Source organism: Chryseobacterium sp. MYb328, assembly GCF_037572595.1.
GTDB classification, from domain to species: Bacteria; Bacteroidota; Bacteroidia; order Flavobacteriales; family Weeksellaceae; genus Chryseobacterium; species Chryseobacterium pennae.
In genome coordinates this window covers 1-26,940 of record NZ_JBBGZQ010000003.1, presented here as the reverse complement: position 1 = coordinate 26,940, position 26,940 = coordinate 1, and the positions used below count along the sequence as shown (strand labels likewise).

The 26,940-nt window shown below is 36.4% G+C and carries 21 protein-coding genes, 1 rRNA gene and 1 riboswitch; of the genes, 20 read left to right on the top strand and 2 right to left on the bottom strand.

Going from position 1 to position 26,940, the window contains the following annotated elements:
* The 8 genes from WH267_RS04070 (at position 1) to WH267_RS04035 (ending at position 7,266) form a co-directional block, all read left to right on the top strand.
* On the top strand, positions 1–984 hold the full coding sequence (locus WH267_RS04070) for a stage II sporulation protein M (RefSeq protein WP_340005949.1): 984 nt from the start codon (positions 1–3) through the stop codon (positions 982–984).
* Positions 968–1,930, top strand: coding sequence for a DUF4013 domain-containing protein (locus WH267_RS04065; RefSeq protein WP_123320590.1), 963 nt, complete (start codon positions 968–970; stop codon positions 1,928–1,930). Before WH267_RS04070 ends, WH267_RS04065 begins: the two co-directional genes overlap by 17 nt.
* Positions 1,923–2,702 carry a DUF4129 domain-containing protein gene (locus tag WH267_RS04060; protein WP_123320591.1) on the top strand — a complete coding sequence of 260 codons (780 nt, stop codon included), beginning with the start codon at positions 1,923–1,925 and terminating at the stop codon, positions 2,700–2,702. Before WH267_RS04065 ends, WH267_RS04060 begins: the two co-directional genes overlap by 8 nt.
* An 11-nt stretch (positions 2,703–2,713) precedes the next feature.
* Complete coding sequence (locus tag WH267_RS04055; protein ID WP_340005944.1) at positions 2,714–3,871, top strand: hypothetical protein; 1,158 nt, start codon at positions 2,714–2,716, stop codon at positions 3,869–3,871.
* A gap of 65 nt (positions 3,872–3,936) precedes the next feature.
* Positions 3,937–4,968 carry an AAA family ATPase gene (locus tag WH267_RS04050; protein WP_115973458.1) on the top strand — a complete coding sequence of 344 codons (1,032 nt, stop codon included), beginning with the start codon at positions 3,937–3,939 and terminating at the stop codon, positions 4,966–4,968.
* 64 nt (positions 4,969–5,032) lie between these two features.
* Positions 5,033–5,383: a four helix bundle protein gene (locus WH267_RS04045; protein ID WP_340005942.1), complete on the top strand. Its 351-nt coding sequence runs from the start codon at positions 5,033–5,035 to the stop codon at positions 5,381–5,383.
* A gap of 67 nt (positions 5,384–5,450) precedes the next feature.
* Positions 5,451–6,773: a DUF58 domain-containing protein gene (locus WH267_RS04040; RefSeq protein WP_340005940.1), complete on the top strand. Its 1,323-nt coding sequence runs from the start codon at positions 5,451–5,453 to the stop codon at positions 6,771–6,773.
* Between the two features lie 73 nt (positions 6,774–6,846).
* The gene (locus WH267_RS04035) at positions 6,847–7,266 is read left to right on the top strand and encodes an OsmC family protein (RefSeq protein ID WP_115973463.1); all 420 of its coding nucleotides are present in this window, start codon (positions 6,847–6,849) and stop codon (positions 7,264–7,266) included.
* Positions 7,267–7,489: 223 nt separating this feature from the next.
* On the opposite strand, the gene WH267_RS04030 is transcribed toward WH267_RS04035, so the two are convergent.
* Entirely contained in the window at positions 7,490–10,105 is a 2,616-nt protein-coding gene (locus WH267_RS04030; RefSeq protein WP_340005935.1) for an MGH1-like glycoside hydrolase domain-containing protein, read from the bottom strand.
* A gap of 188 nt (positions 10,106–10,293) precedes the next feature.
* A riboswitch (SAM riboswitch) is annotated at positions 10,294–10,401 on the top strand.
* Positions 10,402–10,463: 62 nt separating this feature from the next.
* On the opposite strand from WH267_RS04030, the gene WH267_RS04025 reads away from it, so the two are divergent.
* From WH267_RS04025 to metF, 8 genes are all read left to right on the top strand, one after another.
* Entirely contained in the window at positions 10,464–11,402 is a 939-nt protein-coding gene (locus tag WH267_RS04025; RefSeq protein WP_340005933.1) for an alpha/beta fold hydrolase, read from the top strand.
* A gap of 3 nt (positions 11,403–11,405) precedes the next feature.
* Positions 11,406–12,944 carry an ACT domain-containing protein gene (locus tag WH267_RS04020; RefSeq protein WP_115972934.1) on the top strand — a complete coding sequence of 513 codons (1,539 nt, stop codon included), beginning with the start codon at positions 11,406–11,408 and terminating at the stop codon, positions 12,942–12,944.
* 195 nt (positions 12,945–13,139) lie between these two features.
* Positions 13,140–14,300, top strand: a complete 1,161-nt coding sequence (locus WH267_RS04015) for an O-succinylhomoserine sulfhydrylase (RefSeq protein WP_340005930.1) — start codon at positions 13,140–13,142, stop codon at positions 14,298–14,300.
* A gap of 97 nt (positions 14,301–14,397) precedes the next feature.
* Entirely contained in the window at positions 14,398–15,408 is a 1,011-nt protein-coding gene (locus tag WH267_RS04010; RefSeq protein WP_068940187.1) for a homocysteine S-methyltransferase family protein, read from the top strand.
* An 83-nt stretch (positions 15,409–15,491) separates the two neighbouring features.
* The gene (locus WH267_RS04005) at positions 15,492–16,583 is read left to right on the top strand and encodes a fatty acid desaturase family protein (protein WP_340005927.1); all 1,092 of its coding nucleotides are present in this window, start codon (positions 15,492–15,494) and stop codon (positions 16,581–16,583) included.
* A gap of 1 nt (position 16,584) precedes the next feature.
* Positions 16,585–19,245, top strand: coding sequence for a methionine synthase (gene metH, locus WH267_RS04000; RefSeq protein WP_340005925.1), 2,661 nt, complete (start codon positions 16,585–16,587; stop codon positions 19,243–19,245).
* 25 nt (positions 19,246–19,270) lie between these two features.
* The gene (locus WH267_RS03995) at positions 19,271–19,801 is read left to right on the top strand and encodes a hypothetical protein (protein WP_340005923.1); all 531 of its coding nucleotides are present in this window, start codon (positions 19,271–19,273) and stop codon (positions 19,799–19,801) included.
* A 90-nt stretch (positions 19,802–19,891) separates the two neighbouring features.
* Positions 19,892–20,851: a methylenetetrahydrofolate reductase [NAD(P)H] gene (metF, locus tag WH267_RS03990; RefSeq protein ID WP_340005921.1), complete on the top strand. Its 960-nt coding sequence runs from the start codon at positions 19,892–19,894 to the stop codon at positions 20,849–20,851.
* Positions 20,852–21,151: 300 nt separating this feature from the next.
* Here the strand turns inward: metF and WH267_RS03985 are convergent, their stop codons facing one another.
* A complete protein-coding gene (locus WH267_RS03985) occupies positions 21,152–22,303 on the bottom strand; it encodes a hypothetical protein (protein WP_340005920.1) in 1,152 nt (383 codons plus the stop codon).
* 100 nt (positions 22,304–22,403) lie between these two features.
* Between WH267_RS03985 and folE the strand changes: the two genes are divergently transcribed.
* The 4 genes from folE to WH267_RS03965 all read left to right on the top strand — a co-directional run.
* Positions 22,404–23,069 (top strand): GTP cyclohydrolase I FolE, encoded by a 666-nt coding sequence (gene folE, locus WH267_RS03980; protein ID WP_045490962.1) that lies wholly within the window; start codon positions 22,404–22,406, stop codon positions 23,067–23,069.
* A 3-nt stretch (positions 23,070–23,072) separates the two neighbouring features.
* A complete protein-coding gene (locus WH267_RS03975; RefSeq protein ID WP_115972940.1) occupies positions 23,073–23,504 on the top strand; it encodes a DinB family protein in 432 nt (143 codons plus the stop codon).
* Positions 23,505–23,627: 123 nt separating this feature from the next.
* Entirely contained in the window at positions 23,628–25,094 is a 1,467-nt protein-coding gene (gene cysS / locus WH267_RS03970; protein ID WP_340005913.1) for a cysteine--tRNA ligase, read from the top strand.
* Between the two features lie 1,470 nt (positions 25,095–26,564).
* Positions 26,565–26,940 (top strand): 16S ribosomal RNA (locus WH267_RS03965); the annotation flags it as partial.

Sequence of the window (26,940 nt, the reverse complement as noted above, 5' to 3'; positions counted from 1 at the left end):
ATGAGAGAAGTTTATTTCATTAAACAAAATAAAGAAAAATGGTTGGGAATAGAACAGGTTATTGATGGGAAAATAAAAAAAAATCCTGATGACCTGTCTTCGTTGTATATTAACCTGATCAATGATCTTTCTTTTGCTCAGACTTATTATCCTAAAAGTAATACGACCATTTATCTGAATCACCTTTCATCACAGATCTTCCAAAAGATTTATAAAACCAAAAGAGTAGAGGAGAACAGATTGGTTTATTTCTTTAAAACAGAAGTACCGTTGCTGGTCTATCAGTATCGGAGGTATTTGTTGTATGCTTTTCTGTTTTTTATTCTCTTTACCTCAATAGGAGTTCTCTCTGCAATTTATGATAAAGAGTTTGTGAATATTATTCTTGGTGAAAGTTATGTAAACGAAACGATTGAGAATATTAAAAAAAATAATGCTGTAGGAGTTTATCAGAGCGGGACAACCTGGGGAAGTACGATTGGGATTATTTTCAACAATATCCAGGTAGGAGCCAAATTGTATATTTATGGAATTGCAGGTGGAGTGGGAACTTTATTTGCCCTGTTATCCAACAGTGTTATGTTGGGTTCCTTTCAATACTTTTTCTTTGATTATGGAGCATTGAAACAGAGTGCCAGAGGAATATGGCTTCATGGTGTTTTTGAAATCTTTGCGATGGTGGTGGAAGCAATGTGTGGGTTGATTCTAGGAGCATCTATTCTGTTTCCGAAGACTTTTTCGAGGTTTAACTCTTTTAAAAAAGGCTTTAAAGATTCTTTTAAAATATTTTTAAGTACAGTTCCTTTCACCATTTGTGCCGGAGTTATCGAAGGATATGTGACGAGACATGCTTTAACAATGCCCCTGATCCTGAATCTTATTATTATTCTGGGATCATTGGCCATTATAGGATTTTACTATTTTGTATATCCTTCAATAGTCAATAAAAAAACTAATAAACACATCAATGATACAATTTTATAAAAAAAGGGATTTTGGAACTTTCATTAGTGACAGTTTCAATTTTTTCAAACTATACGGAAAGAATTATTTTAAAAATTATATTCTGATCAACGGTTTGCTGTTGATTTTAATGGTAACTGTTTTTATTTTCGGATATAAAGAACTTTTCTCTCAAATTTTCGGTTCTAATCTGGGAGGAGATACCTACTATTTTGAACGTTATTTTTCAGAGAATGCCGGAATGCTAATTGGGGTGGGTGTCCTTACATTCGTACTTTTTATGATTCTGGCTATTATCAATTATCTTTATCCTGTCTTTTATCTGAAAAGAATTGCCACCGGAGCAAAAAATATAAAGACAGATGACATTTTAGGAGATTTCAAAAAAAATGCAGGTAAAATTGCTAAACTATGCCTTGGGATAACATTTATAGTGGCTCCTTTATCTTTATTTCTTGTAGGTTTTTCCTATCTTCTGATCTTTGTTCTGATCGGGATTTTTCTTATAATGCTGGTTTATCCTACATTATTTAATGTGATTACATTTCTGATGTACGATTATTTTAATTCGGGAAGAGGTTTTATGGAAAGCCTGAGCTATTCTATCCGTGCGCAGTTTTCTTATCCTAATGGAAGCGAAAAATCTCCTTATTGGAAATATTGGGGAGCAGCGTTTGTGATGTTTATCATTATATCTACAGCAAGTTCGGTATTTACATATATTCCGATGATCTTTTTTTATGGGTCGATCCTGACGAGCACACCCGATGGAAATTTTGAACAAGACCCTTTTACCGGTGGTTTTGGGATTGCATTTTTTGTGTTTTATGGAATTTCAATGCTGCTTTCATTCTTTCTTTCCAATCTGTTGTATGTGAATGCCGGATTGATGTATTATGACAGCAGAACAGATCTTCATCAGAAAGTAGAACTTGAAGAAATAGACACGATTGGAATCAATGAATAGAACTCTTTTTTTCATATTGTTTTTCTTTTCCCTCGGCTTTGTGAAGGCTCAGGATGATAACTATATGGAAGATTCACTGTATACTACCGGGCATTATCATAATATGCTGCGTGCAGATTCTGTACTGGTGAAGAATCCGGTTTCTGAAAATGCGGTGTATCCCAAAGAATTTAAAAAGAATGTTCCGTCCAGATATAAAGGAAATGAATTTGATTATTCAGTATCAAAACCCAGAGAATCTTTCTGGCAAAAGCTATTGAAAAAGTTTGACCGTATTTTACGCAGCATTTTTGGTGATACGGTTTTTGCTAAATCTTCTGAATTTACCGGAGCATTTATTCGCCTCTTTGTAATCATTCTGGTTGGATTTCTTCTTTATTTCATCATTAAATATATTATTGGAAAAGATGGGAATTTTATTTTTGGTAAAAAGAATAAAAAACTGGATCTGAATGTAGAAGAACTGCATGAAAATATCCATGAAATTAATTTCCCGGAAAGTATAGCAACGTTTGAACATACAGGAGATTACCGTTCAGCAGTCCGTTATCAGTTCCTATTCATTCTTAAAAAATTAAGTGATAAGAAACTGATTAACTGGAATCCTGAAAAAACCAATAAAGATTATGTGGCAGAATTAAAAGTTCCAAATCTTAAAAGTGAATTTTCAGATCTGTCTTACATTTTTGATTATGTGTGGTACGGAGAATTTAATATTGACGAACAGAGCTATCAGAAATTTAAAAATCAATATCAGGCATTTAAACCATAACTCCATTAACCATGAATAAGACTTTCAGAATATATGCTGTGATCTTCATCGTTGTGATGGTTATTTTGGCGTTGCTTGAAGTGAATAAAAAAGAAACTACAGACTGGCGCAAAAATTTTGATATCAATGAAAAGTCACCCTTTGGTCTTTTTGTTTTTAATAATGAAGCTAAAGATCTTTTTAAAAATCATTTGAAGAAGATCGATCGTGCTCCTTACGAATATTATAGCCAGAATAAAAAAGAAGTTCATAATATTGTCATTATTGAAAATAATATTGATACCGAATCCTGGAAAAAAATTATGGATCAGGTGTCAAAAGGCTCGGATGCTATGTTGGTGATGAACCTTATGCCTAAGGAAATTGCGGATAGTATTGGGTTTCATAGTTCAGATATTTCTTTTGAGGATGAAAATGTACTGAAACTTACAGATAAAAAATACCAGAACGATTTCATTCAGCTGGATAAATTTCCTTCAGGAAAAGGATTTTCATTTATCAAACCGGGGGTAGAAGTTCTTGGAAAAACGGTAGAGAGGAAAAATACAGATCAGGCCAACTTTATTAAAGCGAAGTTCGGGAAAGGTAATTTTTACGTTCATAGCGAACCCCTTTTTCTTACCAATTATTATCTGTTGAAACCTGGAAATGTAAGATATGCACAGGACGTATTCTCTTATCTGCAGGATAGGGAGACCCTTTGGTTTGTGGAGAACGATACCAAAGCTTCCCGGTTCTTCATGAGGTTTGTATTAGGAAATCCGGCACTGAAATATGCATGGTGGATATTCCTGGGGGGGCTTATCCTTTTTATTTTCTTTAATGCGAAGAGGAAGCAGAGAATTGTACCCGTTATAGAACCTTTGAGAAATACATCACTGGATTTTGTGAAAAGCATTGGAAATCTTTATCTTCAGGAAGGCGATTTTCATGATATGATGGCCAAGAAAGCCCAATATTTCCTGAATAAAGTGAGAATGGATCTTCTGATTGATACTCAAAATATTGATGAAGAATTTGCTCAAAAGCTACAGTTAAAAACAGGAAAACCTATGGAAATGATTAATGAGGCCATCAACCTTATCAAAAGAGCACAGGATCCGTATGCCAGTGTGATGAAAGAAGACCTAGCAAGAATCAATAAATTGCTAGATGAGTTACTAAAATAAGAGTCCCAACGCGACGATTTAATAAAAGATAGAACGGAGTCCTATCAAAACCAAAGATAAAAATTATGGAAAATCTTGATAACCCAAACATAGAAAATCAAAGTTCTATAGATCTTAATAAAAACGAAGACCACTTTCAGTCGAGAATTGATATGATAGAACTTCGTGCAAGCCTGGATAAAGTAAAAGCTGAAATAGGCAAAGTAATTGTAGGGCAGGAGAAGATGATAGAACATCTCCTGGCAGCGTTACTTTCAAACGGACACGTCCTGATCGAAGGTGTCCCGGGAGTTGCGAAAACAATTACGGCAAAACTATTAGCTAAAACCATTGATGTGGGCTTCAGCAGAATTCAGTTTACACCGGATCTTATGCCTTCAGATATTCTGGGTACTTCAGTTTTCAGCGTAAAAAACTCTGAATTTGAATTTAAAAAAGGGCCTATTTTCTCCAATTTTATATTGATTGATGAGATCAACAGATCACCGGCGAAGACCCAGGCTGCCCTATTTGAAGTTATGGAGGAAAGACAGATTACAATGGATGGAACCCGCTACATTATGGAGGAACCATTTCTTGTGGTAGCTACACAAAACCCGATAGAGCATGAAGGAACGTACAGGCTTCCGGAAGCTCAGCTGGATCGTTTCCTGTTCAAAATTAATGTAGGTTATCCGAACCTTGAGCAGGAGATTATGATCATTAAAAATCAGCACGAAAGCAAAAAAGAAGATAAAACAGAAGGTGTAAATCATGTGATCACTGCAGAGCAGTTGAAAGGCTACCAGCGTTTGGTTAAAGAGATCATTGTGGAGGCTCATCTGATGGAGTATATCGCGAAAATTATTATCAATACAAGAGAGAATCAATTTCTGTATCTGGGTGCTTCGCCGAGAGCTTCATTAGCACTTCTTACGGCTTCCAAATCTTTTGCAGCAATGAGAGGAAGAGATTTTGTAACACCTGAAGACATCAAAGAGGCTAGTTATGCCGTTTTAAGACATAGAGTAATTGTTTCTCCTGAAAGAGAAATGGAAGGCCTTACTGCTGATGAAATTATCCGTCAAATTTTAGAAGGAATAGAAATTCCTAGATAGGTAATAGGTAATAGGTAATAGGTAATAGGGGGCCAAAGTTTAATTAGAGTATAAAGTATTCGATATGGCAAATTTTAAAGAGCTTTTAGTTTGGCAGAAGTCTATTGATTTTGTCACTGATATTTATAAAATTACGGATGCTTTTCCTAAAAATGAAGTCTATGGACTAACATCGCAGATCAGAAGAGCTGCAGTTTCTATACCTTCTAATATTGCTGAAGGAAATTCAAGAAGAAGTAAACCTGATTATCTGCAATTTTTAAAAATATCAAGAGGCAGCTGCGCAGAAGTGGAAACACAATTAGTAATTTCGAAAAATCTCATTTTTTTTAGTGAAGAAGATTATTTAAAATTAAATCAGGAAATTATTGAAATAACAAAAATGTTGAACGGTTTAATTAATTCCCTACAATAATAATTCCCAACATGAAGTTAATGAGTACCTACCTGAAACCTATAATCTGCTACCTGCCACCTAAACAATGAAAAACTTATACATCAATACACGTTTCTTCTTTACACTCATCGGAGTGGGGATACTGTATGTTCTGGCTTTTTTCTTTCCGGTGTTGATGTGGGTGGGCCATATTGCCGTGTTGATATGTTTTCTTGCTGCCATGGTAGATTATTTGCTGATTTTTAATCAAAAAAATGCTGTACAGGCACAAAGAATATTACCGGAAAAATTATCCAATGGTGATGAGAACTTTGTAAAGATTGATATTAAAAATAATTACGGCTTTAAGATCACAACTAAAATTATTGATGAGATCCCATTTCAGTTTCAGAAAAGAGATTTTTTGATTGAAAAGACAATTAATACCGGAGCCAACACTTTCTTTCAGTATAGTTTAGAACCTAAGGAAAGAGGAGAATATCATTTCGGAAGTCTGAATATTTTTGTTTCATCACCTTTAGGATTTGTTTCGAAAAGATTCAGTTTCCAGAAAGATGCAATGTTGCCGGCTTATCCATCTTTTATCCATCTCAGAAAATATGAGCTGATGGCTTTGCAAAGTGAATTTCTGCTGGGTGGTATAAAAAAAGTGAGAAAGCTGGGACATACCATGGAATTTGAACAGATTAAGGAATATGTCCCGGGAGATGATATCAGAACCATTAACTGGAAAGCGACTTCTAAAGCGAATCGTCTGATGGTAAACCAATTCCAGGATGAAAAATCGCAGCGTATTTTTATGCTGATTGATAAAGGAAGAACTATGAAGATGCCTTTCAAAGGATTGAGTCTTTTGGATTATTCTATCAATGCAACCATGGCTTTGTCTCATATTATTCTGAGGAAAGGAGACAGGGCGGGAATGATGACTTTCTCCAAAAAAGCTGAAAATAAAATTGCTGCTGAGAATAAATCCGGACAGCTTAAGAAAATATCAGAATCACTCTATAATATTAAAACAGATTTCTTTGAAAGTGATTTCAACAGATTGTATCAGGATGTAAAGTATTCCATCAACCAGAGGAGCCTGATTCTGCTATTTACCAATTTCGAAACGTTGGATGGATTAAACCGTCAGCTAAAATATCTTCGCGGAATTGCTAAGAATCACTTATTGGTAGTGGTATTCTTCAAAAACTCAGAATTGCAGACTTTGATTCACAAAAATCCTGAAAATATGCAGGAGATTTATGATGAAATCGTTGCTGAAAAATTCGAATTTGAAAAGAAACTGATTATTCAGGAACTCCGCAAATACGGAATTTATACAGTATATACACTTCCGGAGAATTTGAATATCGACGTTATCAATAAATATTTGGAGATAAAAGCCAGAGGAATTTTATAATTTTGCAACAAGCAACAAGCAACAAGCAACAAGCAACAAGCAACAAGCAACAAGCAACAAGCAACAAGCAACAATGAAAATAACACTTAATAGAATCAACGACGACTTTTTATTTGAATGTACAAACGGCCAGGGAAATTCCATCCTTTTAGATAATACTTCACAGCCGGGAGCTAAAGGAGTTTCTCCAATGGAAAGCGTTCTGATGGCAGTAGCCGGATGTAGCGGAATAGACGTAGTTTCTATTTTAAAAAAGCAGCGTCAGGAAATAAAAAGTTTTCAGGCAGAAGTAGAAGGGGAGAGAATTCAGGTGGATGATGCAAAACCATTCAAATCAATTATGGTAAAATTCCTTTTGGAAGGCGAAATTGATCCAAAGAAAGCTTTGAAAGCAGCAGAATTATCTTTTGAAAAATATTGTTCCGTATCAAAAACTTTAGAGCCTAATGTAGAAATAGGATACGAAGTATTTGTAAACGGCGAAAAAATCTAAAACTATAGTGAGGCTTTCAAGCCTCATTTTTTATTTAGCCACGGATGCACGAATAAAATAATTGATGAGTAATATGTTGCCTAAGAGCTATGTAATTATGTGGTTTAATTTTTCTAGCCATGTATAGAGTTTATATAAATAAAAATATTCGGGCATTCGTGGCAAAAGAATTTCGTATACAAAAAAGAAAACCGGACATTTCATCCGGTTTTTTTATTACTCATTAAAAGGTAAGTCTTGGTTTTATCAGCTTCGCTACGGTAGCCGTCCATCCTGTCTGATGGGAAGCGCCTACACCACGTCCGTTATCTCCATGGAAGTATTCAAAGAAGGTAATATAGTCTCTAAAGTGCTCATCATAATTGAATTTTGGATTTCCTCCATTAAAAGCCCTTTGTCCATGTTCGTCTTTTAAGAAGATAGAACAAAGTCTTTTACTGATATTCTGAGCCACTTCATCCAGGTTTTTCTTTTCGCCACTGCCTGTTGGGAATTCTACTTTCAGACTGTTTCCGTAATAATAATGGAAACGCTGCAGACTTTCTACGATCAGGAAGTTGATAGGAAACCAGATAGGTCCACGCCAGTTACTGTTTCCGCCAAACATTCTGCTGTCACTTTCGGCAGGAGTATAGTACACTACATTTTCATTACCATGAACAGAGAACACAAAAGGATTTTCTTCGTATACTTTAGACATAGCCCGAATTCCATAAGAACTTAGAAATTCTTTCTCATCAAGCATTCTTGTCAATACTTTTGTCAGTCTGTTTTTACGGAGAATACTCATCAGATGTTTTCTTCCCTGGCCTTCCTCATCCCAGTGAGAAACAAGCTTGGTGAGTTCTGGTTTATTTTTTAAAATCCATTCCATTCTTGTTTTGAAATTGGGCATCTTTTCCAGGAGGCGATGATCTACAATTTCTACGGCAAATAATGGAATTAATCCAACAATACTTCTCAATCGTAAAGAAACACTGTTTCCATTTCCAAGCTGAAGAACATCATAGAAAAATCCGTCTTCTTCATTCCATAACCCTTTCGTTCCTTCACCCAGATTCTCCATTGCTTCCGCGATATAAAGATAATGCTCAAAGAATTTGATCGCCATATCCTCATATACCTGATAGTATTGAGCCAGTTCCATAGCAATTCTCATCATGTTCAGTGCATACATGGCCATCCAGCTCGTTCCGTCAGCCTGCTCCAGATGTTGACCATCCTCTAAAACAGTATTTCGATCAAAGGCTCCAATATTATCCAGTCCAAGGAATCCGCCTCCGAAAATATTCTTTCCGTTTTTATCCTTTCGGTTCACCCACCAGGTGAAGTTGAGCAGAAGTTTCTGGAATACTTTTTCAAGGAATAGTAAATCAGGCTTACCATTATTTTTTTCATCAATCTTAAAAACCCTGAAGCATGACCATGCATGTACAGGTGGATTTACATCGCTCATATTCCATTCATAGGCTGGCAGCTGTCCGTTAGGATGCATATACCATTCTTTGGTCAGAAGTAAAAGCTGTCCTTTGGCAAATTCAGCATCAATGATGGATAAAGGAACACAGTGAAAAGCAAGATCCCAGGTTGCATACCATGGATATTCCCATTTATCAGGCATCGAAATAATATCCTTATTGTGAAGATGGTTCCATTCTGTATTTCTTACATAATCATTAAAGTTTCTCGGTGCTTCAAAGTTCGGATCCCCTTTCAGCCATTTTCCAATATTGTAGTGATAGAACTGTTTATTCCACAAAAGCCCGGCAAAAGCCTGCCTTTGTACATTCCTTTCATCTTCATTGGTAGTATCATTTTGAATTTCATGATAAAACTCTTCCGCTTCCGCCTGTCTTGCTGTAAAAATCTCATCAAAACGTTCAAAGGGCTCATCGCTTTCATCAGGACATAATCTGAATTCAAAGACCTGGGATTGTCCGGCTCCAATAAGTTCATCAATTAAGAAAGAAGTTTTGGTTCCCTTTTTTTCAGGATTTACCGTATTGCTGTGATGGATGATGAAATCATTGATTCCATCTTTAAAATAAGTGTTTTCTGCCTGTGGGGCTCCATACAGCTTTGGAGTATTGGTTTCATTCTCACAAAATACACTTTGAGCATTCCTATTTCTTGAATAAAACTTTTTAATGGAGATACTGTCGTGACCAATATTGATACTTCCGTCATGTGAAGCATTCATTTCTCCTTTGTAGGTATTGTATCCCCATTTCCAGTTATTTCTGAACCAGGCAGTAGGTGCTACTACAATAGGAGCATCATACTGACTTCGGTTACAAACCGTTATTTTCACAAGAATATCATTGTGATCAGCCTTACAATATTCAATGAAAATATCAAAATAGGCATCATTATCAAAAATCCCTGTATCAAAGATCTCATATTCCGGTTCCTGTTTGCTGCGTCTACCGTTTTCTGCAACAAGTTCATCATAAGGGAATTCATTGATCGGATATTTATAAACCATCTTCATATAGCTATGAGTAGGTGTATTATCCAGATAATAGAAAATTTCCTTGATGTCTTCACCATGGTTTCCCTGTGGATTACTCAATCCAAAGAAGCGTTCCTTAACGATTTTATCCCTTTTATTCCAAAACGAAAGAGCAAAACAGAACAATTGCTTTACATCAGAAATTCCGGCAATACCTTCTTCACCCCAACGGTAGGTATAGCTTTCCGCATTATTATGATTGGTGTAATTCCATGCATTTCCGTTCGGGCTATAATCTTCCCGTACATTTCCCCATTGCCGGTTGCTTACATAAGGTCCCCAGTTTTTCCATTTGGTATCTTGTAATCTTTCTTTTTCGGCGATCATATATCATCATTTTTCTATACGAAGGTAGTTTTTTTGCAAAATAATTCCAATTCCTTTTATCTGAAGAATTATTAATATACTCTTGAAATACTTGTGTTTAAGGGCTTTTTTAAATATTAAATTATTTTTTTTTTGATTTTAAAAGAAAAGAACTACCTTTGCATCATTCGTTCATTCAAATATTGAAAATGTTATCAAGAAAGGTTGAGGGATTAGACCCTATGAAACCTTAGCAACCCTTTGCGCAAGCAAAGAAGGTGCTACGTTCTACCAAAGTAATTTTGGACAGATAACTTACTGAAGTTCTTTTCAGCCATTTCCTGTGGCATTTTCAATTGTATTAAAATATATAATAGAATTGAAAACAGAACTAAACTATATTAATCTTTCGTATCAAACCTATTCCCAAAAGGAATACAATATCTCGTTAAGCTATGAGCTTTTCGGGAAAGATCTGTTTACAGCTCCTGTCATTTTAATCAACCATGCCCTTACCGGAAATTCAAACGTATCCGGAGAAAAAGGATGGTGGAAACAATTGATAGGCGAAAATCAGATCGTTGATACCGATAAATATACTGTTCTGTGTTTCAACATTCCCGGAAACGGATACGATCATTTTTTAATTGAAGACTATGAAGACTTTACTCCTTCAGATATTGCCAACATATTTCTGAAAGGGCTGGATGCTTTACATATCAAAAACCTATATGCCATTATTGGAGGCTCATTGGGAGGGGGAATAGCATGGGAAATGTTAGCAAAACAACCCAAGCTGGCAGAAATTTTCATTCCTATTGCCTGTGATTACAGAACCCATGATTGGTTGCATGCACAATGTCTGGTTCAGAAATTTTTATTGAATGATAAAGAAGAACCATTACAAAAAGCAAGAATCCATGCCATGCTGTGCTATAGAACTCCGGAATCACTTAATGACAGATTTCAAAATAAATACAATCAGGAAAAACAATGTCTGGAATCGGAAGACTGGTTGGTTTACCATGGTAATGCGCTAAACGAAAGGTTTAGTTTGCAAGCGTACAAGCTGATGAACCATTTGCTGATGAATATAAATACTGATGAATCAGCCCTGGAGAGTATAGAGGCACGAATGCACATGATCTCCGTAGATACAGATTTATTCTTCCCAGCTTCTGAAATCCGAATGTGTTTTGAGAATCTGAAAAAGAAAAAGGAGAATATCTCTTATCACGAGATCCAATCTATACACGGGCATGATGCCTTCCTAATGGAATATCAACAATTAAATAATATCATAAAAAACATTTTATAAGTAATGAAAAATGCTAAAGAAATAAAATTTTTGAAGAACAGATCAATTGTCAAATTTGAAGGAGAAGATTTCTTAGGGGAAATCGGGATTGACGGACGAATTTTTAAAGCGCTTACTTTAGCACGTATCAGTGTGGGAGTAATCTCCCAGCAAGCCATAGAAAACGGAATTTCCATTTTAGTTCATGAAAATGATGCTGAAAAAGCAGTAGCTTGTCTTATTGATGAGTTTGAAGCAGAAAGAAAATCAGGAAAAGTATCTCAAATATATAGTATCAACAATGTTTCTGTGATCGGTTTTGTAGCAGAAGATTCTAATAAAGTCTTTGCAGAATTGGCAAGAAATAATGTTTTTCCATTGCTTTTAAACCAGGTTGCCGGTGAAAACAGAGTAAACATCGTGGTGACTTCTTCACAGGATGAAAAAACCAGAAACATCATAGAATCTGAGATCTTCAAAAAACCGAAGACCGTTCATTTAGCGATCATAGGCCATGGAAATGTAGGAAAAACATTAATTGAACAGGTTCTTGAATCTTCAGAAGAAATTAAAAGACGTAAAAAAGTAGACCTTAAAGTAGTTGCAGTAGCCAATTCAAAGAAAATAGCATTCAACAAAAAAGGGTTTGATAGTAACTGGTCTGATGAGGTTTTAACAGCAGAACATTCATCAGATGTTCAGGAGTTAATTAATTTTTCCAATGAAAATCAATTGGAAAATCTGATTGTGGTAGACAACACCGCAAGCAAAGACTTTGTTAAAAACTATCATGCATTAGCAGAAAACGGCTTTGATCTGGTTTCTTCCAATAAAATTTTCAACACCCTTCCAATCGAAGAATACCGAAAACTAAGATATACGCTGAGTAAAAATAACAGACGTTATCTGTATGAAACCAATGTAGGAGCAGGTCTTCCGTTAATTGATACCATTAAGTTATTACACCTTTCAGGAGAAAATATCACAAGAATTAAAGGCGTTTTCTCCGGAACATTGAGTTATGTTTTCAACAATTTCTCTCTGAGGGACGATAAGTTTTCCACAATCATCAACGAAGCTCTGGAAAAAGGATACACAGAACCGGATCCAAGAGAAGACCTATCAGGAAATGACGTAGCAAGAAAACTATTGATTTTAGCTAGAGAATTAGACTTGATCAACGAATTCGAAGATATCAACATTCAAAATCTGGTTCCGGAAAGTTTACTTGAGGTTTCAAAACCCGAATTTCTTACAAGATTAGACGAGCTGGATGAAGAATACCAGAAGATCAAAGAAAACCAGGAACCTGGTCATGTATTGCGATATGTAGGAGATCTACATGGAGATTTACAGAAAGACAAAGGGGAATTGGATGTAAAACTGATTTCTGTTCCTGCAACATCAGCTTTAGGACAATTGAAAGGATCAGATTCCATCTTTGAAATCTATACGGAAAGTTATGGTGAAAACCCAATCGTGATTATGGGAGCCGGAGCCGGAGCACAGGTAACTGCCAGAGGCGTATTCGGTGATATTTTAAGACTAAGTGAAACAAAATAATCGTACAAAATAAATCATACAATATATCAAATGATACCAATCCCGAAGGATGATTTAACCAAGGATAGAATAAAATTCTATCAAACATAAACACATAGCATTTATATAGATGTAATCCATCTTATAATAAATGTACAGTAATTAAAAATTGGAAAAAATATCATAGAGATACATTGTTATATTAATTAAAACTATATGGAAAATTTCGAAACATCAGCAATAAGAACCCAGACGGAGAGATCTCAGTTTGACGAGCATTCTACGCCACTCTATCTTACATCCAGCTTTATTTTTCAGGATGCTGAAGATATGAGAGCAAGCTTTGCTGAAGAAAAACCTAAAAACCTGTACAGCCGTTTCTCCAACCCTAACGTATCTGAGTTTACAGAGAAGATTGCCAAAATGGAAGGTGCTGAAGCAGGTTACGCTTTTGCAACAGGAATGGCTGCTATCTATTCTACATTTGCAGCTTTGCTAAGTGCCGGAGATCACATCGTAAGCTGCCAGTCGGTTTTTGGTTCTACTCACACCTTATTCACAAAGTATTTCCCAAAATGGAACATTGAGACCTCTTATTTCAAAGCAGAAGATGCCAGGAATGTAGAGCAGTATATAAAACCGAATACAAAGATCTTATATCTTGAAACGCCTACCAATCCTGCGATTGAAATCCTGGATCTGGAGTTTTTCGGACAGATTGCTAAGAAACATAATCTGATCTTTATTGTAGATAACTGTTTTGCAACACCTTATCTTCAGCAGCCGATTAAATATGGTGCAGATGTTGTTGTACATTCAGCAACGAAGTTGATTGACGGGCAGGGAAGAGTATTGGGAGGAATCGCAGTAGGAAAAGAAGACCTGATCAGAGAAATCTATCTTTTTGCAAGAAATACAGGACCTGCATTATCTCCTTTTAACGCATGGGTACTATCAAAAAGCCTTGAAACATTGGCGATCAGAGTAGAAAAACACTGTGAGAATGCATTGAAGGTAGCTGAATTTTTAGAAAGTCATCCTAATGTAGAACTCGTTAAATATCCGTTCCTGAAATCCCATCCAAGTTATGAAGTAGCCAAAAAGCAGATGAAGCTTGGTGGAAACATCGTTGCTTTTGAAATAAAAGGAGGAATAGAAGGCGGAAGAAACTTCCTGGATAAGATCCAGATGTGTTCATTGTCTGCCAACTTAGGTGATACAAGAACGATCGTAACCCATCCGGCATCTACTACACACTCTAAACTGTCAGACGAAGAAAGAAACGAAGTAGGAATCACAGCAGGATTAGTTCGTTGTTCAGTAGGCTTAGAAAGCGTAGACGATATTATCGCAGATTTAAAACAAGCTTTAGATTAATCACAAGGAGCCCCAAAGGGGCGATTTAACCCAAGATAGAACGAAGTCCTATCCAACCCAATCAAACTATCATCCTCACTCAACAACTATAAAAGAGATGACAAATATAGAATCACTCAACAAAGCCCTCAAAGAACGCATCCTCGTGTTGGATGGTGCAATGGGAACCATGCTTCAGCGATACAAGTTTGAAGAAGAAGACTATCGTGGTGAACGTTTCAAAGACTGGGAACATCCGGTAAAGGGAAACAATGATCTGCTTTCTCTTACTCAGCCACAGGCGATTGAAGAAGTGCACAAGAAATACCTGGAAGCAGGAGCTGATATCATTGAAACGAATACATTCTCCGGAACTACCATTGCTATGGCAGATTATCACATGGAAGAGCTGGTGTACGATCTGAACTATGAGTCTGCAAAAATTGCCAGAAAAGCCTGTGATGAATATACAGCTAAGACTCCGGATAAACCAAGATTCGTAGCAGGATCAATTGGCCCAACCAACAGGACGGCAAGTTTAAGCCCTGATGTAAATGACCCTGGTTACAGAGCTATTACTTTTGAAGAACTGAGAGTGGCTTACAAACAGCAATGTGAGGCACTATTAGACGGAGGTTCAGACATTCTGTTAGTAGAAACCATCTTTGATACCCTGAATGCTAAGGCTGCTTTGTTTGCGATTGATGAACTTCAGGAAGAAAGAGGAATCAAAATTCCAATCATGGTTTCAGGAACTATTACCGATGCTTCAGGAAGAACTTTGAGCGGACAAACGGCAGAAGCCTTTTTGATTTCTGTTTCCCATCTGAATTTATTAAGTGTTGGCTTTAACTGCGCTTTAGGGGCAGATCAGTTAACACCTTATCTGGAAACACTGGCTCATAACTCAGAATTCTATGTTTCAGCTTATCCGAATGCCGGCTTACCGAATGCCTTTGGAAAATATGATGAGACACCGGAAGATATGGCAAGACAGATCAAAGAATATGCAGAAAAAGGATTAATCAATATTATCGGAGGTTGTTGTGGTACCACTCCGGAACATATCAAGGCGATTGCGGAGCTGGTGGAAAAATATGAACCAAGAAAATTGAAAGAATTTGTGTAATTAGATAGATTTTTTTAATTAAAATCAAGAATAAAGGCTGGATTATAAATATTATCTTTAAGTGAGTCACAAAATTTAATATAATGGAAAAGCCAAGTTATTTAAAAGATTCAGATGACGCCAAATTGTTTAATGAACTGAGAAAGAAAGTAAACCAACGGATAGAAGCTATTCCTGAAAACAGAGATATCTATATTCAGATCAAAGCATTACTGCTGCCACTGATCTATGTTGGTTTATATTTCATAGCTCTGCTTAATGCTGAAAAGTATTGGGTGTATATACTCAGTTTTGTCTTAATGGGAATCTCTCTGGTTTTAATTTATTTAAATCTCATCCATGAAGCGGCCCACAACAACATCTTTAAAAGTAAAAGGCTGAATGGGATGATCCTGCACATTTTTGATTTCATAGGAGCCAATTCCTATATCTGGAAGAAAAGACATATCGCAAGTCACCATGCCTATCCGAATGTAGATGGCTGGGATACCGATATTGAGCAGAGTGGTTTGCTATTAATAGTGCCTTGGATTAAGGCCAAAGGAGTTCAGAAGTATCAGCATAGGTTTTTCTTTTTAATATATCCGCTGTATTTATTCAATTGGATGTTTATAAGAGACTTCAGGGACTTTTTTGACAAGGAAAGAGTGATTTTGAAAACCCAGGGAAGAATACCTGTCGTGGAGAAAGTAAAAATGGTGAGTTATAAGTTGTTTTACTTTTTTTATCAGATTGTGATTCCTATTATGTTCTTTAAAGTATCAATAGGACTGGCTTTAGGAGCTTGGTTTTTGCAGGTTATTGCAGCGAGTGTTTTTGCACTGTTTGTTTTATTGCCTTTGCATCCGCTACCTGATAATGCCTTTCCAAGATTGAATAAAGACAATGGAATTCCATTCAGCTGGCTCCGTCACCAGTTTGAAGTGACCAACGATTTACAGGAAAATAACTGGTTGGTAAGAAATGTATTAGGAAATTTTAATTTTCATGTGGCACATCACCTCTTTCCTAACTACAGTTATATGTATTATAACGAAATTACTGAGGAGATAGAAAAATTTGCTAATGAACATGGCTTAGCATACAAAAGATTTCCACTGTTCACCGCTTTAGGCAAGCACAGAGATTTATTGAGGCAGAATGCCAATAATGCCTACTATATTTTAGAAGAATAAAATGAAATATTTAAGATTATCAGGCCTTGAGCCTCTTATCATAACGCCGGAAAGTAATTTCATCAACGTTGGTGAAAGAACCAATGTTGCCGGTTCCAAAAAGTTTTTAAGACTTATCAAAGAGGAAAAATTCTCTGAAGCATTAGACATTGCCCGTCATCAGGTAGAAGGAGGGGCACAGATACTTGATGTCAATTTTGATGACGGATTGATTGATGGAAAAGAATGCATGGTCAAATTTCTGAACTTAATAGCATCAGAACCCGATATTGCAAGAATTCCAATTATGGTAGACTCTTCCAAATGGGAAATCCTGGAAGCAGGTCTGCAGGTGGCACAGGGAAAATGTGTGGTAAACTCCATCAGCTTAAAAGAAGGAGAAGAAGAATTTATCAAACATGCCAAAGCCATCAAAAGATATGGTGCAGCAATGATTGTAATGGCATTTGATGAGGTAGGACAAGCTGACAATTTTGAAAGGAGAATTGAAATCTCAAAACGATCTTATGATATTCTGGTGAATCAGATCGGGTTCCCGGCAGAAGATATCATTTTCGACTTAAATATTTTTCCGGTAGCAACGGGAATGGATGAGCATAGAAAAAATGCGATCGATTTTATTGAAGCTACGCGTTGGGTAAGACAGAATCTTCCTTATGCATCCGTAAGTGGGGGAGTAAGCAACGTTTCCTTCTCATTCCGTGGAAACGATACCGTAAGAGAAGCCATGCACTCCGTATTCCTTTACCATGCCATTCAGGCCGGGATGAATATCGGTATTGTAAATCCTGCGATGCTGGAAGTTTATGATGAGATTAATAAAGAATTGCTGGAACTTGTAGAAGATGTAATCCTCGATAAGAGAGAAGACGCTACAGAAAGACTTCTTGATTACTCCGAAAAACATAAATCAGTTAAGAAAGAAAAGGTTGAAGATCTGGAATGGAGAAACAATCCTTTGCAGGAAAGAATTACCTATGCCTTGGTAAAAGGAATTGACCGTTTTATTGAAGAAGATGTAGAAGAAGCCAGGCAGGTAGCTGCAAAACCCCTTCATGTTATTGAAATCAATCTGATGACCGGAATGGGCGTTGTGGGTGATTTATTTGGAAGTGGGAAAATGTTCCTGCCGCAGGTAGTGAAATCAGCAAGGGTAATGAAAAAAGCAGTTGCCTATTTACAGCCTTATATTGAAGCTGAAAAAGACGGATCAAGACCAGCCAATGGAAAAATACTGATGGCTACCGTAAAAGGTGATGTTCATGATATTGGAAAAAATATTGTAAGCGTAGTTTTAGGATGTAACAACTACGAAATCGTAGACCTTGGGGTAATGGTTCCAGCTGAAAAAATTATTCAGACTGCCATTGCAGAAAAAGTAGATGTCATCGGATTAAGTGGATTGATTACACCAAGTCTGGATGAAATGGTATACATCGCTTCAGAGTTAGAAAGACAGAATTTAGATTTTCCATTACTGATTGGAGGTGCAACCACTTCAAAAGCACACACCGCAGTGAAAATCGATTTAAAATATAAAAACGCCGTTGTTCACGTTAATGATGCCTCAAGAGCGGTAAACGTGGTAAGCTCATTATTGGGAGATCGAAATAAAGAATATGTTTCAGATTTGAAGAACGACTATTCTGATTTCAGAGAGAAGTTTTTAAATAGACAGGTTGATAAAGATTATGTTTCCATTAAAGAAGCCAGAGAAAATCGTTTCAAAATCGATTGGGAAAACGAAGAAATCTTCACACCGAATAATTTAGGAATAACTGTAATCGAAAATCAGGATTTAAGAGAATTATTACCATTCGTTGACTGGTCTCCATTCTTCAGAAGTTGGGATCTTCACGGTAAATACCCGAATATCCTGGAAGATGAGGTGGTAGGAGTTCAGGCAAAAGAACTCTTCAAAGATGCACAGGTGATCTTAAAGAGAATTCTGGATGAAAAGCTTTTAACAGCAAAAGCAATCTTTGGAATCTTTAAAGCTAACTCCAATGAAACGGATGATATTCTGATTTTTGATGAAGATAATAACGAAAAGGTTAAGTTTTTAACCCTAAGACAACAGGCTCAAAGATCAAAAGGAAAAGACTATCTGGCATTAAGTGATTTCATTGCCCCACAAAGTTCAGGAAAAACTGATTATATGGGAGCATTTTGCGTCACTACAGGTTTCGGAACGGATGAATTGGCAGAAGAATATGAAAAAGCCAATGATGATTACAATGCCATCATGGTAAAAGCTCTGGCAGACCGTTTTGCAGAAGCTTATGCAGAATTTTTGCATAAAAAAGTAAGAACAGAATATTGGGGCTATGCCGTTCAGGAAGAATTAAGCAATGAAGAACTGATTGCAGAAAAATATAAAGGAATCCGCCCTGCACCGGGATATCCGGCTTGTCCTGATCATTTGGAAAAACATGCGATCTGGGATTTATTGAAGGTTGAAGAAAATATCGGAGTTTATTTGACAGAAAGTCTGGCAATGTTCCCGACAGCAGCTGTTTCAGGATATTATTTCGGAAGTCCGCATGCAAAATATTTCGGACTGGGAAAAATCGCAGAAGACCAATTAAAAGAATACTCAGAGAGAAAAGGAATTTCTCTACAAGAGGCGAGAAAGTGGCTGTCACCAAATTTAGCAGATTAATACGATGAGATCTTTAATTAAATATTTGGAACTTAAAACAGGTTTTGCTGATGATGGTCCTGCCTGGATTGCAAAAGTGGAATTTTCTAAAAGCAAAAAGTCTATTTATTTCAATGATAGATGCCTGATGGGAAATGGCCATGGAAATTGTCAGGATATTGAAACTGATGAAGTTTTTTGGGTATCCGGTATTAAGAAAAATGGAGATGATAGACATTCTTGTGGCTCAGGTAAAATATTCATTGACAGGAATGTCATTGATGATTATTTAGAAATTATTGGTAGAAATGAGCTCGACACAACAAAATTTACTGTAATTGATATAAAAAAAACTCAAAAGTCAAGATTTACAGACATTCAAAATAGTAATTTTTCCGCTGTTACTACTTTAGGAGATTTTTACGATTTATCAGAGCTGAACGAAAAAGAATTGTTAGAAACAATAAATTATCTTAAAAGAAAGGAATCGTACACCCAAAATAAATTTTTAACTCAAAAAATAGTAGAAGCCGAAAGGTATTTAAAGAGTATTCAAGAAGAAAAGAGATTTATTTAAGAGAAGAGAGAATGGGGGAGCCCTAATCTGGTAGATTTAATTTTAATTAAAAATCCAAAATCTTCACTCAAAACCATCAACTATAATAAAATGAAGATAACAGAACATATAAAAAGCGCAAATGGGAAAACACTATTCTCCTTAGAAGTGGTTCCGCCACAAAAGGGAATTGGTATTGAAGACCTATATACGAATATAGATCCGTTGATGGAATTCAAACCTCCATTCATTGATGTTACCACTTCAAGAGAAGAATATATTTATTTAGATAAAGGAAATGGACTGATGGAACGCCGTATCACAAGAATGCGTCCGGGAACATTGGGTATCTGTGCAGCAATTCAACATAAATATAATGTAGATACTGTTCCACACTTACTATGCGGAGGTTTTACCAAAGAAGAAACAGAATATCTTTTGGTGGATTGTATGTACCTTGGTATTGATAATGTGATGGCATTAAGAGGTGATGCAATGAAAGGACATCAGTATTTCGAACCTACTCAGGGTGGTCATGCCAGTGCCATGGATCTGGTAGATCAAATCAACAATCTTGGAAGAGGGAAATATCTTCACAACGAAGAACAGGTTTGTGATGAACTTAATAAATTCTGCATCGGAGTAGCAGGCTATCCTGAAAAGCATATGGAAGCCCCTTCTATGAATTATGACCTGAAATGGCTGAAGCAAAAAGTAGATGCCGGAGCAGATTATATTGTCACTCAAATGTTTTTTGACAATAAAAAGTATATTGAATTCGTTCAGAAAGCAAGAGAGATAGGAATTACCGTTCCAATCATCCCGGGAATTAAGCCAATTGCCACCAAAAAACATTTGAAAATCCTGCCTCAGGTATTCAAAATAGATCTTCCTGAAGAGCTTATCAATGAAGTGGAGAACGCAAAAAATAATGAAGCCGTTAAGCAGATCGGAGTAGAATGGGCCATTGCCCAGTGCAAAGAACTTCTGGATTTCGGAGTTCCAGTTTTACACTTTTACTCAATGGGGAAAAGTGATAACATCAAAAAAGTAGCCGGTGAGCTATTCTAATAAAAGTACCAAAAATGAAAGTAGTCCTGTCTTAAACGACAGGGCTTTTTATTTTATCAGAATCATAAATAGAAAAACTTCAATCGGAAATAAAAAACACATAAAAAGAACCAGCTGTAGGCTACACACTCGCTTAGAAAGAATCAACAAAGTTGATTCCACCTTCGCTCCCTCAAAAATAGAACAGCAGCAAATAAAACTTTGCGTCAAATAATCTAAAGCATCCGGAAAAAAGTAAACTGAATCTTTAGTTAATCAAAAACGTCGATAACTTCCATCTTCCAGCATCCATCTTCCTTCCTAAAGAATTACATGTCTCTCAAACTCCTTGTTCCTATCAAATAAATATCGATAAGTAGCAAGTTTCCTCGTCACAGTAGTATCAAGAGTCTCTGCAATCTTAATCATCTTCGGATTAAAATCACCAATCCACTGAAGTTCAGTAATCGTAAAATCAGTATGCTTTCTTAAATGCTGTGTGCCTTCCCAGATCATATAACCATCAATCCCTTTCCTTTGCCATTCAGGAACCACACCGAAGACAAGACCCACCATTTTTTCATTCTTTTTAAATCGCTTTAAGAACAAAAACTTCAGCTTTTCAAAAACGCCAAACTTTCCGTTGAGGTATTTAAACCACTGGTTCAGGTCCGGAATATTGATCCACATAGCGATAGGCTGATCATTTTCATACACAAACCATGAGATATGCTCATTCATAATAGGCTTCATGGTATTGAACATTTTCAAAACCTTACCTTCTTCCAATTGCTTTCCCTCTCCGTGAGCTGCCCATGCTTTATTATAAACTTCCGTAAAGTCCTTAGCAAATTTGGGAAGGTTATTCTTTTTCATGGGCCGTGCTGAAATGGCAGGGGTTCTCCTGTTTTTCTCATGAGCAATCGTAAAAATGCGGGAAACTTCTGCAAATACAGGCCTGGTAAAACAGAGCTGTTCAAAATAAATCTGAAGCCCATAGTTTTCAAAAAGGTCTTTGTAATAAGGAAAATTATAATTCATTCCATACAAAGGCTCTATAAACCCCTCAATCAAAAGCCCCCAGAACTTATCCCTTTCTCCGAAATTGATTGGCCCATCCATGGCTTCCATCCCTCTCTCCTGAAGCCAGCTTTTACAGTGGTCAAAAATGAAATTTGCGGTTTCCTGATCGTTAATACAGTCAAGAAATCCGAAACCTCCGGTAGGTTGCACCTGTTCATAACAATTGTTGATAAAAACAGCTACTTTTCCAACCGTCTTATTGCCTTTTTTAAATAGAAATCTTTTACACTCTCCATTCTTGAAAAACTTATTCTTTTCAGGATTAAAAATCTCCTCAATGTGTTGATCTAAAGGGCGGATATAATTTTTGTCGTATTGATAAAGTTGTGCTGGAAATTCCAGAAATTCCCTTTGGTGGTCTTTGTTTTGTACTTCTTCGACAATAATCATATAGTTTTAATCAGAGTAGGTTATAAAAGATAATGATTTTCGCCCCATTTGAAATATAGGAAACGATATTATCCGTATTTTTGCTGCAAATTAAATAAAAATGGTTGATTTTACTGATAACGACGATGATATTTTCACAGGAAAAGAACATACGCCTATAAGGGAAGATGCTTTTGATAAATCGCCACAGGAAAAAATAGAAAAAATTACTGAGCTTTTTGGAGAAATTATGGAGACTTTAGGACTGGATATGACCGATGACTCCCTAAAAGATTCTCCAAAACGTGTTGCCAAGATGTATGTGAACGAGATTTTCGGAGGACTTCTTCCTGAAAACAAACCGGGTATCTCTACATTTTCCAATAAATATAAATACCGTCAGATGTTGGTGGAAAAAGATATCACTGTATATTCTTTTTGTGAACACCATTTCTTACCCATTATAGGAAGAGCACACGTTGCTTACATTTCCAACGGAGAAGTAATTGGTCTTTCAAAGATTAACAGAATTGTGGATTACTATGCAAAAAGACCACAGGTTCAGGAAAGACTGACAATGCAGATTGTAGAAGCTCTGAAAGAAGCATTAGGAACAAAAAATGTAGCATGTATCATTGATGCGAAGCACCTTTGTGTAAACTGCAGAGGAATTAAAGACACGGCAAGTTCTACCATTACAGCAGAACTAAGCGGAATCTTCAGAACAAATCCAATTACAAGACAGGAGTTCTTACATTACGTAGGAAGTCATGCCAAATTAGACTAATCAATGAACTGCCAGATCCTTAAAAATAGTATAGATGCAGAACTTCAGAGGTTCCGGACAATTTCTGAAGAAGAGTGGACTTACAAGGCTACACCGGAAAAATGGTCCAAAAAAGAAATTATTGGCCATCTTTGTGACAGTGCTTTTACAAATATCCGTAGATTTGTAGTCACTCAATATAAAGAGAACGAGAATATCGTATACGATCAGAACGCTTGGGTAAAGGCTCAGAACTATCAGAATGTTCCAACGGCAGAGTTAATCAACCTTTGGAAAGCTTTGAACGATCAGGTTGTTCATATTGTAGAAAATATTCCTGATGAAGCATTACAGAGAACTTGTGATACCTCCAAAACAGAACCTCAGGTTTTTACCCTGGAGTTTATTATTAAGGATTACGTAGAACATTTGCAGCATCATTTAGAATCGATTTAATTATGATAAAATTTAAAAAAGTTTCACATAAAATCTTTATCACGACAATTATTTGTTGTGAAAGATTTTTATTTTAACTAATTTTTGAATCTTAAAACTATTGAATCTTTTAACAAAAAATAAATGCAACTAAAAATATACAACTCGCTTACAGCGGAAAAAGAAATATTCAAACCCATCTTAGAAGGAAACGTAGGAATGTACGTCTGCGGACCTACAGTGTACAGCAATGTGCATTTGGGGAACGTAAGAACTTTCCTTTCTTTCGATTTTATCTACCGTACCCTAATGCATTTAGGATATAAGGTAAGATATGTAAGAAACATTACCGATGCAGGACACCTTACTGATGACGGAGATGTAAATAACGATAGATTCGTTAAGCAAACTCGTCTTGAAAAATTAGAACCCATGGAAATTGTACAAAAATACACTGTAGATTTCCATAAAGTTCTAGAGATGTTCAACCTGCTTCCTCCAAACATCGAACCTACAGCAACAGGTCACATTGTAGAACAGATTGAGCTGACTCAGAAACTAATAGATACAGGTTTCGCTTACGAAAGCAATGGTTCTGTATATTTCGATGTATTGGAATACAATAAAAGAGGGTTAAACTACGGTGAACTTTCAAAACGTAATATAGAAGAGCTTTTTGCTAATACCCGTGATCTTGACGGACAGGGGGAGAAAAAGAATCCACAGGATTTTGCCCTTTGGAAAAAAGCATCTCCGGCGCACATCATGAGATGGAACTCTCCTTGGGGAGAAGGTTTTCCAGGATGGCACCTTGAATGTACGGCAATGAGTACTAAATATTTAGGTGAAACTTTTGACATTCACGGAGGAGGAATGGACTTGAAATTCCCGCACCACGAATGTGAAATTGCTCAGGGAAAAGCTTGCAATGGTGCTGCACCGGTACATTATTGGATGCATGCCAATATGTTGACAATGAATTCCCAGCGTATGAGTAAATCTACAGGGAACTATATACTTCCAATGCAGTTGGTAACAGGTGATAATGATTTTTTTGAAAAACCTTTCCACCCGTCAATTGTACGTTTTTGCTTCCTGCAGGCACATTACAGAAGTGTTTTAGACATTTCCAATGATGCCATGATCGCCAGCGAAAAAGGATTTATCAGATTGATGGAAGCTGTGAAAGTATTGAATTCCATTACTCCTGATGACAATAAAGAATCCGCATTCAGCCTTACAGAATGGAAAAACAAATGTTATGATGCATTAACAGATGATTTCAACTCTCCAATTCTAATCGCTCACTTGTTTGAAGTTGTAAAATACATTTTTGCTTTAAATGATGGGAAAGAAACCATCTCAACAGCAGATCTTGAAGATCTAAAGTCAACATTGAATGCCTTTATCTTTGATGTTTTGGGATTGCAGACTGTAGAAGAAAACAACAATGAGAAATTAGATCAGACCTTAAAAGTTTTGATCGAGTTGAGAAATCAGGCAAGAAAATCCAAAAACTTTGACCTTTCAGACCAGATCAGAGATAAACTGCTTGCTGAAGGCATAGAATTAAAAGACGGAAGAGACGGAACATCCTACGTTCTGAACTAAAAATATAAACTTCGGTTTTACAATCATTCCGTAAGAAACCTGCTATAAAGGATTCTTACGGAATTTTTTTATCCCCTCCTTTGAAAGCTTCCTTACCTAAATAAAGATTTTATAGTTTTTCTTTTTTAAATTTTTCTATTCTTCACCTTTCACTCTTTCATATATTCCAACTCATTGAGGAGCTTAATCCCGCTATCCACTTTTACTCCTCGCGCCCACACACTCCTACCCCCAAACCCTTCTACGCTCCAACCCATACTGTGGGGTAACCGTTCCTATCGGGGCTAGGGTAGGGGACCGATTTATAAATGATGAATAAATAATAGATTGGCATCAATTAATATCCTTACCTATTATCCATAAGTGATGGCATCTATCATTCCCATCCTTTGGAGGGGTTGTCAAAAATTCAAAGAATTTTTGACGGGGTGGTAATCTAGTCATTTCTGCTCTATGAAAATTCTGTGAAAATCTGTGTTATCTGTGGTAAAAAATAATAAATATAACCTTTCATCTTCCCGTCTTTCCTGTAAAACCACATTTAATACGGTACATTGTGTTGCAACTCTTTTGCTAACACTTCGCTAATCCATCATTTTTGCCATCCTGTAATGAACCAGACAATATTATTTCCATAATAATAAAGCATCCACCAAAGTCAATTTCAATTTTTCTATTATATAATATATATACTTTCCTTTCCCCACCATTCCATCAATATAAACGGGCTTTAGCCCGTTTACCTAAAACAAAGCCCCTCCATTGGCTTTAGCCAAAACTTATTTGCTTACACTATATATAGATTTCACCTCCTACATATAATATAGATAATGCTCTATATTGTAATTGATGTATAGAATAACCGGTTATATAGCCCTCAAAACGGTGTTATATAGTTTTTTAAAAACAATTCCACCATTGTGGATAAGTATGTTTGTTAATTTAAATATAATTATATCAATAAGTTAATGTATAAACTTACCCACAACTGTAATATTGGTGTAAACTTTATGTTAAATAAAGTTGCGTGGTAAAGGAGAAGTCTCTATCTTTGCCCCACTGAAAAACGAAAGGAATTCAGTAAGCGCAGAAGAGCTTTTAGATAAGCAGAAACATTATATACTACGAAAGAGACAGGCGAAAAAAACTTTCACTTTTTACTTTAAAAAGTTGCGGGTTAAAATAAAGTTTGTATCTTTGCAGTCCCAATAAAACGGGAGCGCAGGAGTAGGAAGATTGAGGATTTGGAGAGAGTTTAGGGTTAGTTAAAAAACTTTAAAATTTTCTTTCAAAACATTTGGTCAATTAGAAATAAAGTTTTACTTTTGCACTCGCAAATATGGAGCGCCACTGACAGAAGAGAGTGCTTCATTATAAAGCGAAAGATATAAAGATCATTGACATACAATATAACAACCAAGTAAGGAAAAACTAAAGCGTTAAAAAACTTTGAGTGAGTCAGACAAACATACAATGGAGAGTTTGATCCTGGCTCAGGATGAACGCTAGCGGGAGGCCTAACACATGCAAGCCGAGCGGTATTGTTTCTTCGGAAATGAGAGAGCGGCGTACGGGTGCGGAACACGTGTGCAACCTGCCTTTATCTGGGGGATAGCCTTTCGAAAGGAAGATTAATACCCCATAATATATTGAATGGCATCATTCGATATTGAAAACTCCGGTGGATAGAGATGGGCACGCGCAAGATTAGATAGTTGGTGAGGTAACGGCTCACCAAGTCTACGATCTTTAGGGGGCCTGAGAGGGTGATCCCCCACACTGGTACTGAGACACGGACCAGACTCCTACGGGAGGCAGCAGTGAGGAATATTGGACAATGGGTGAG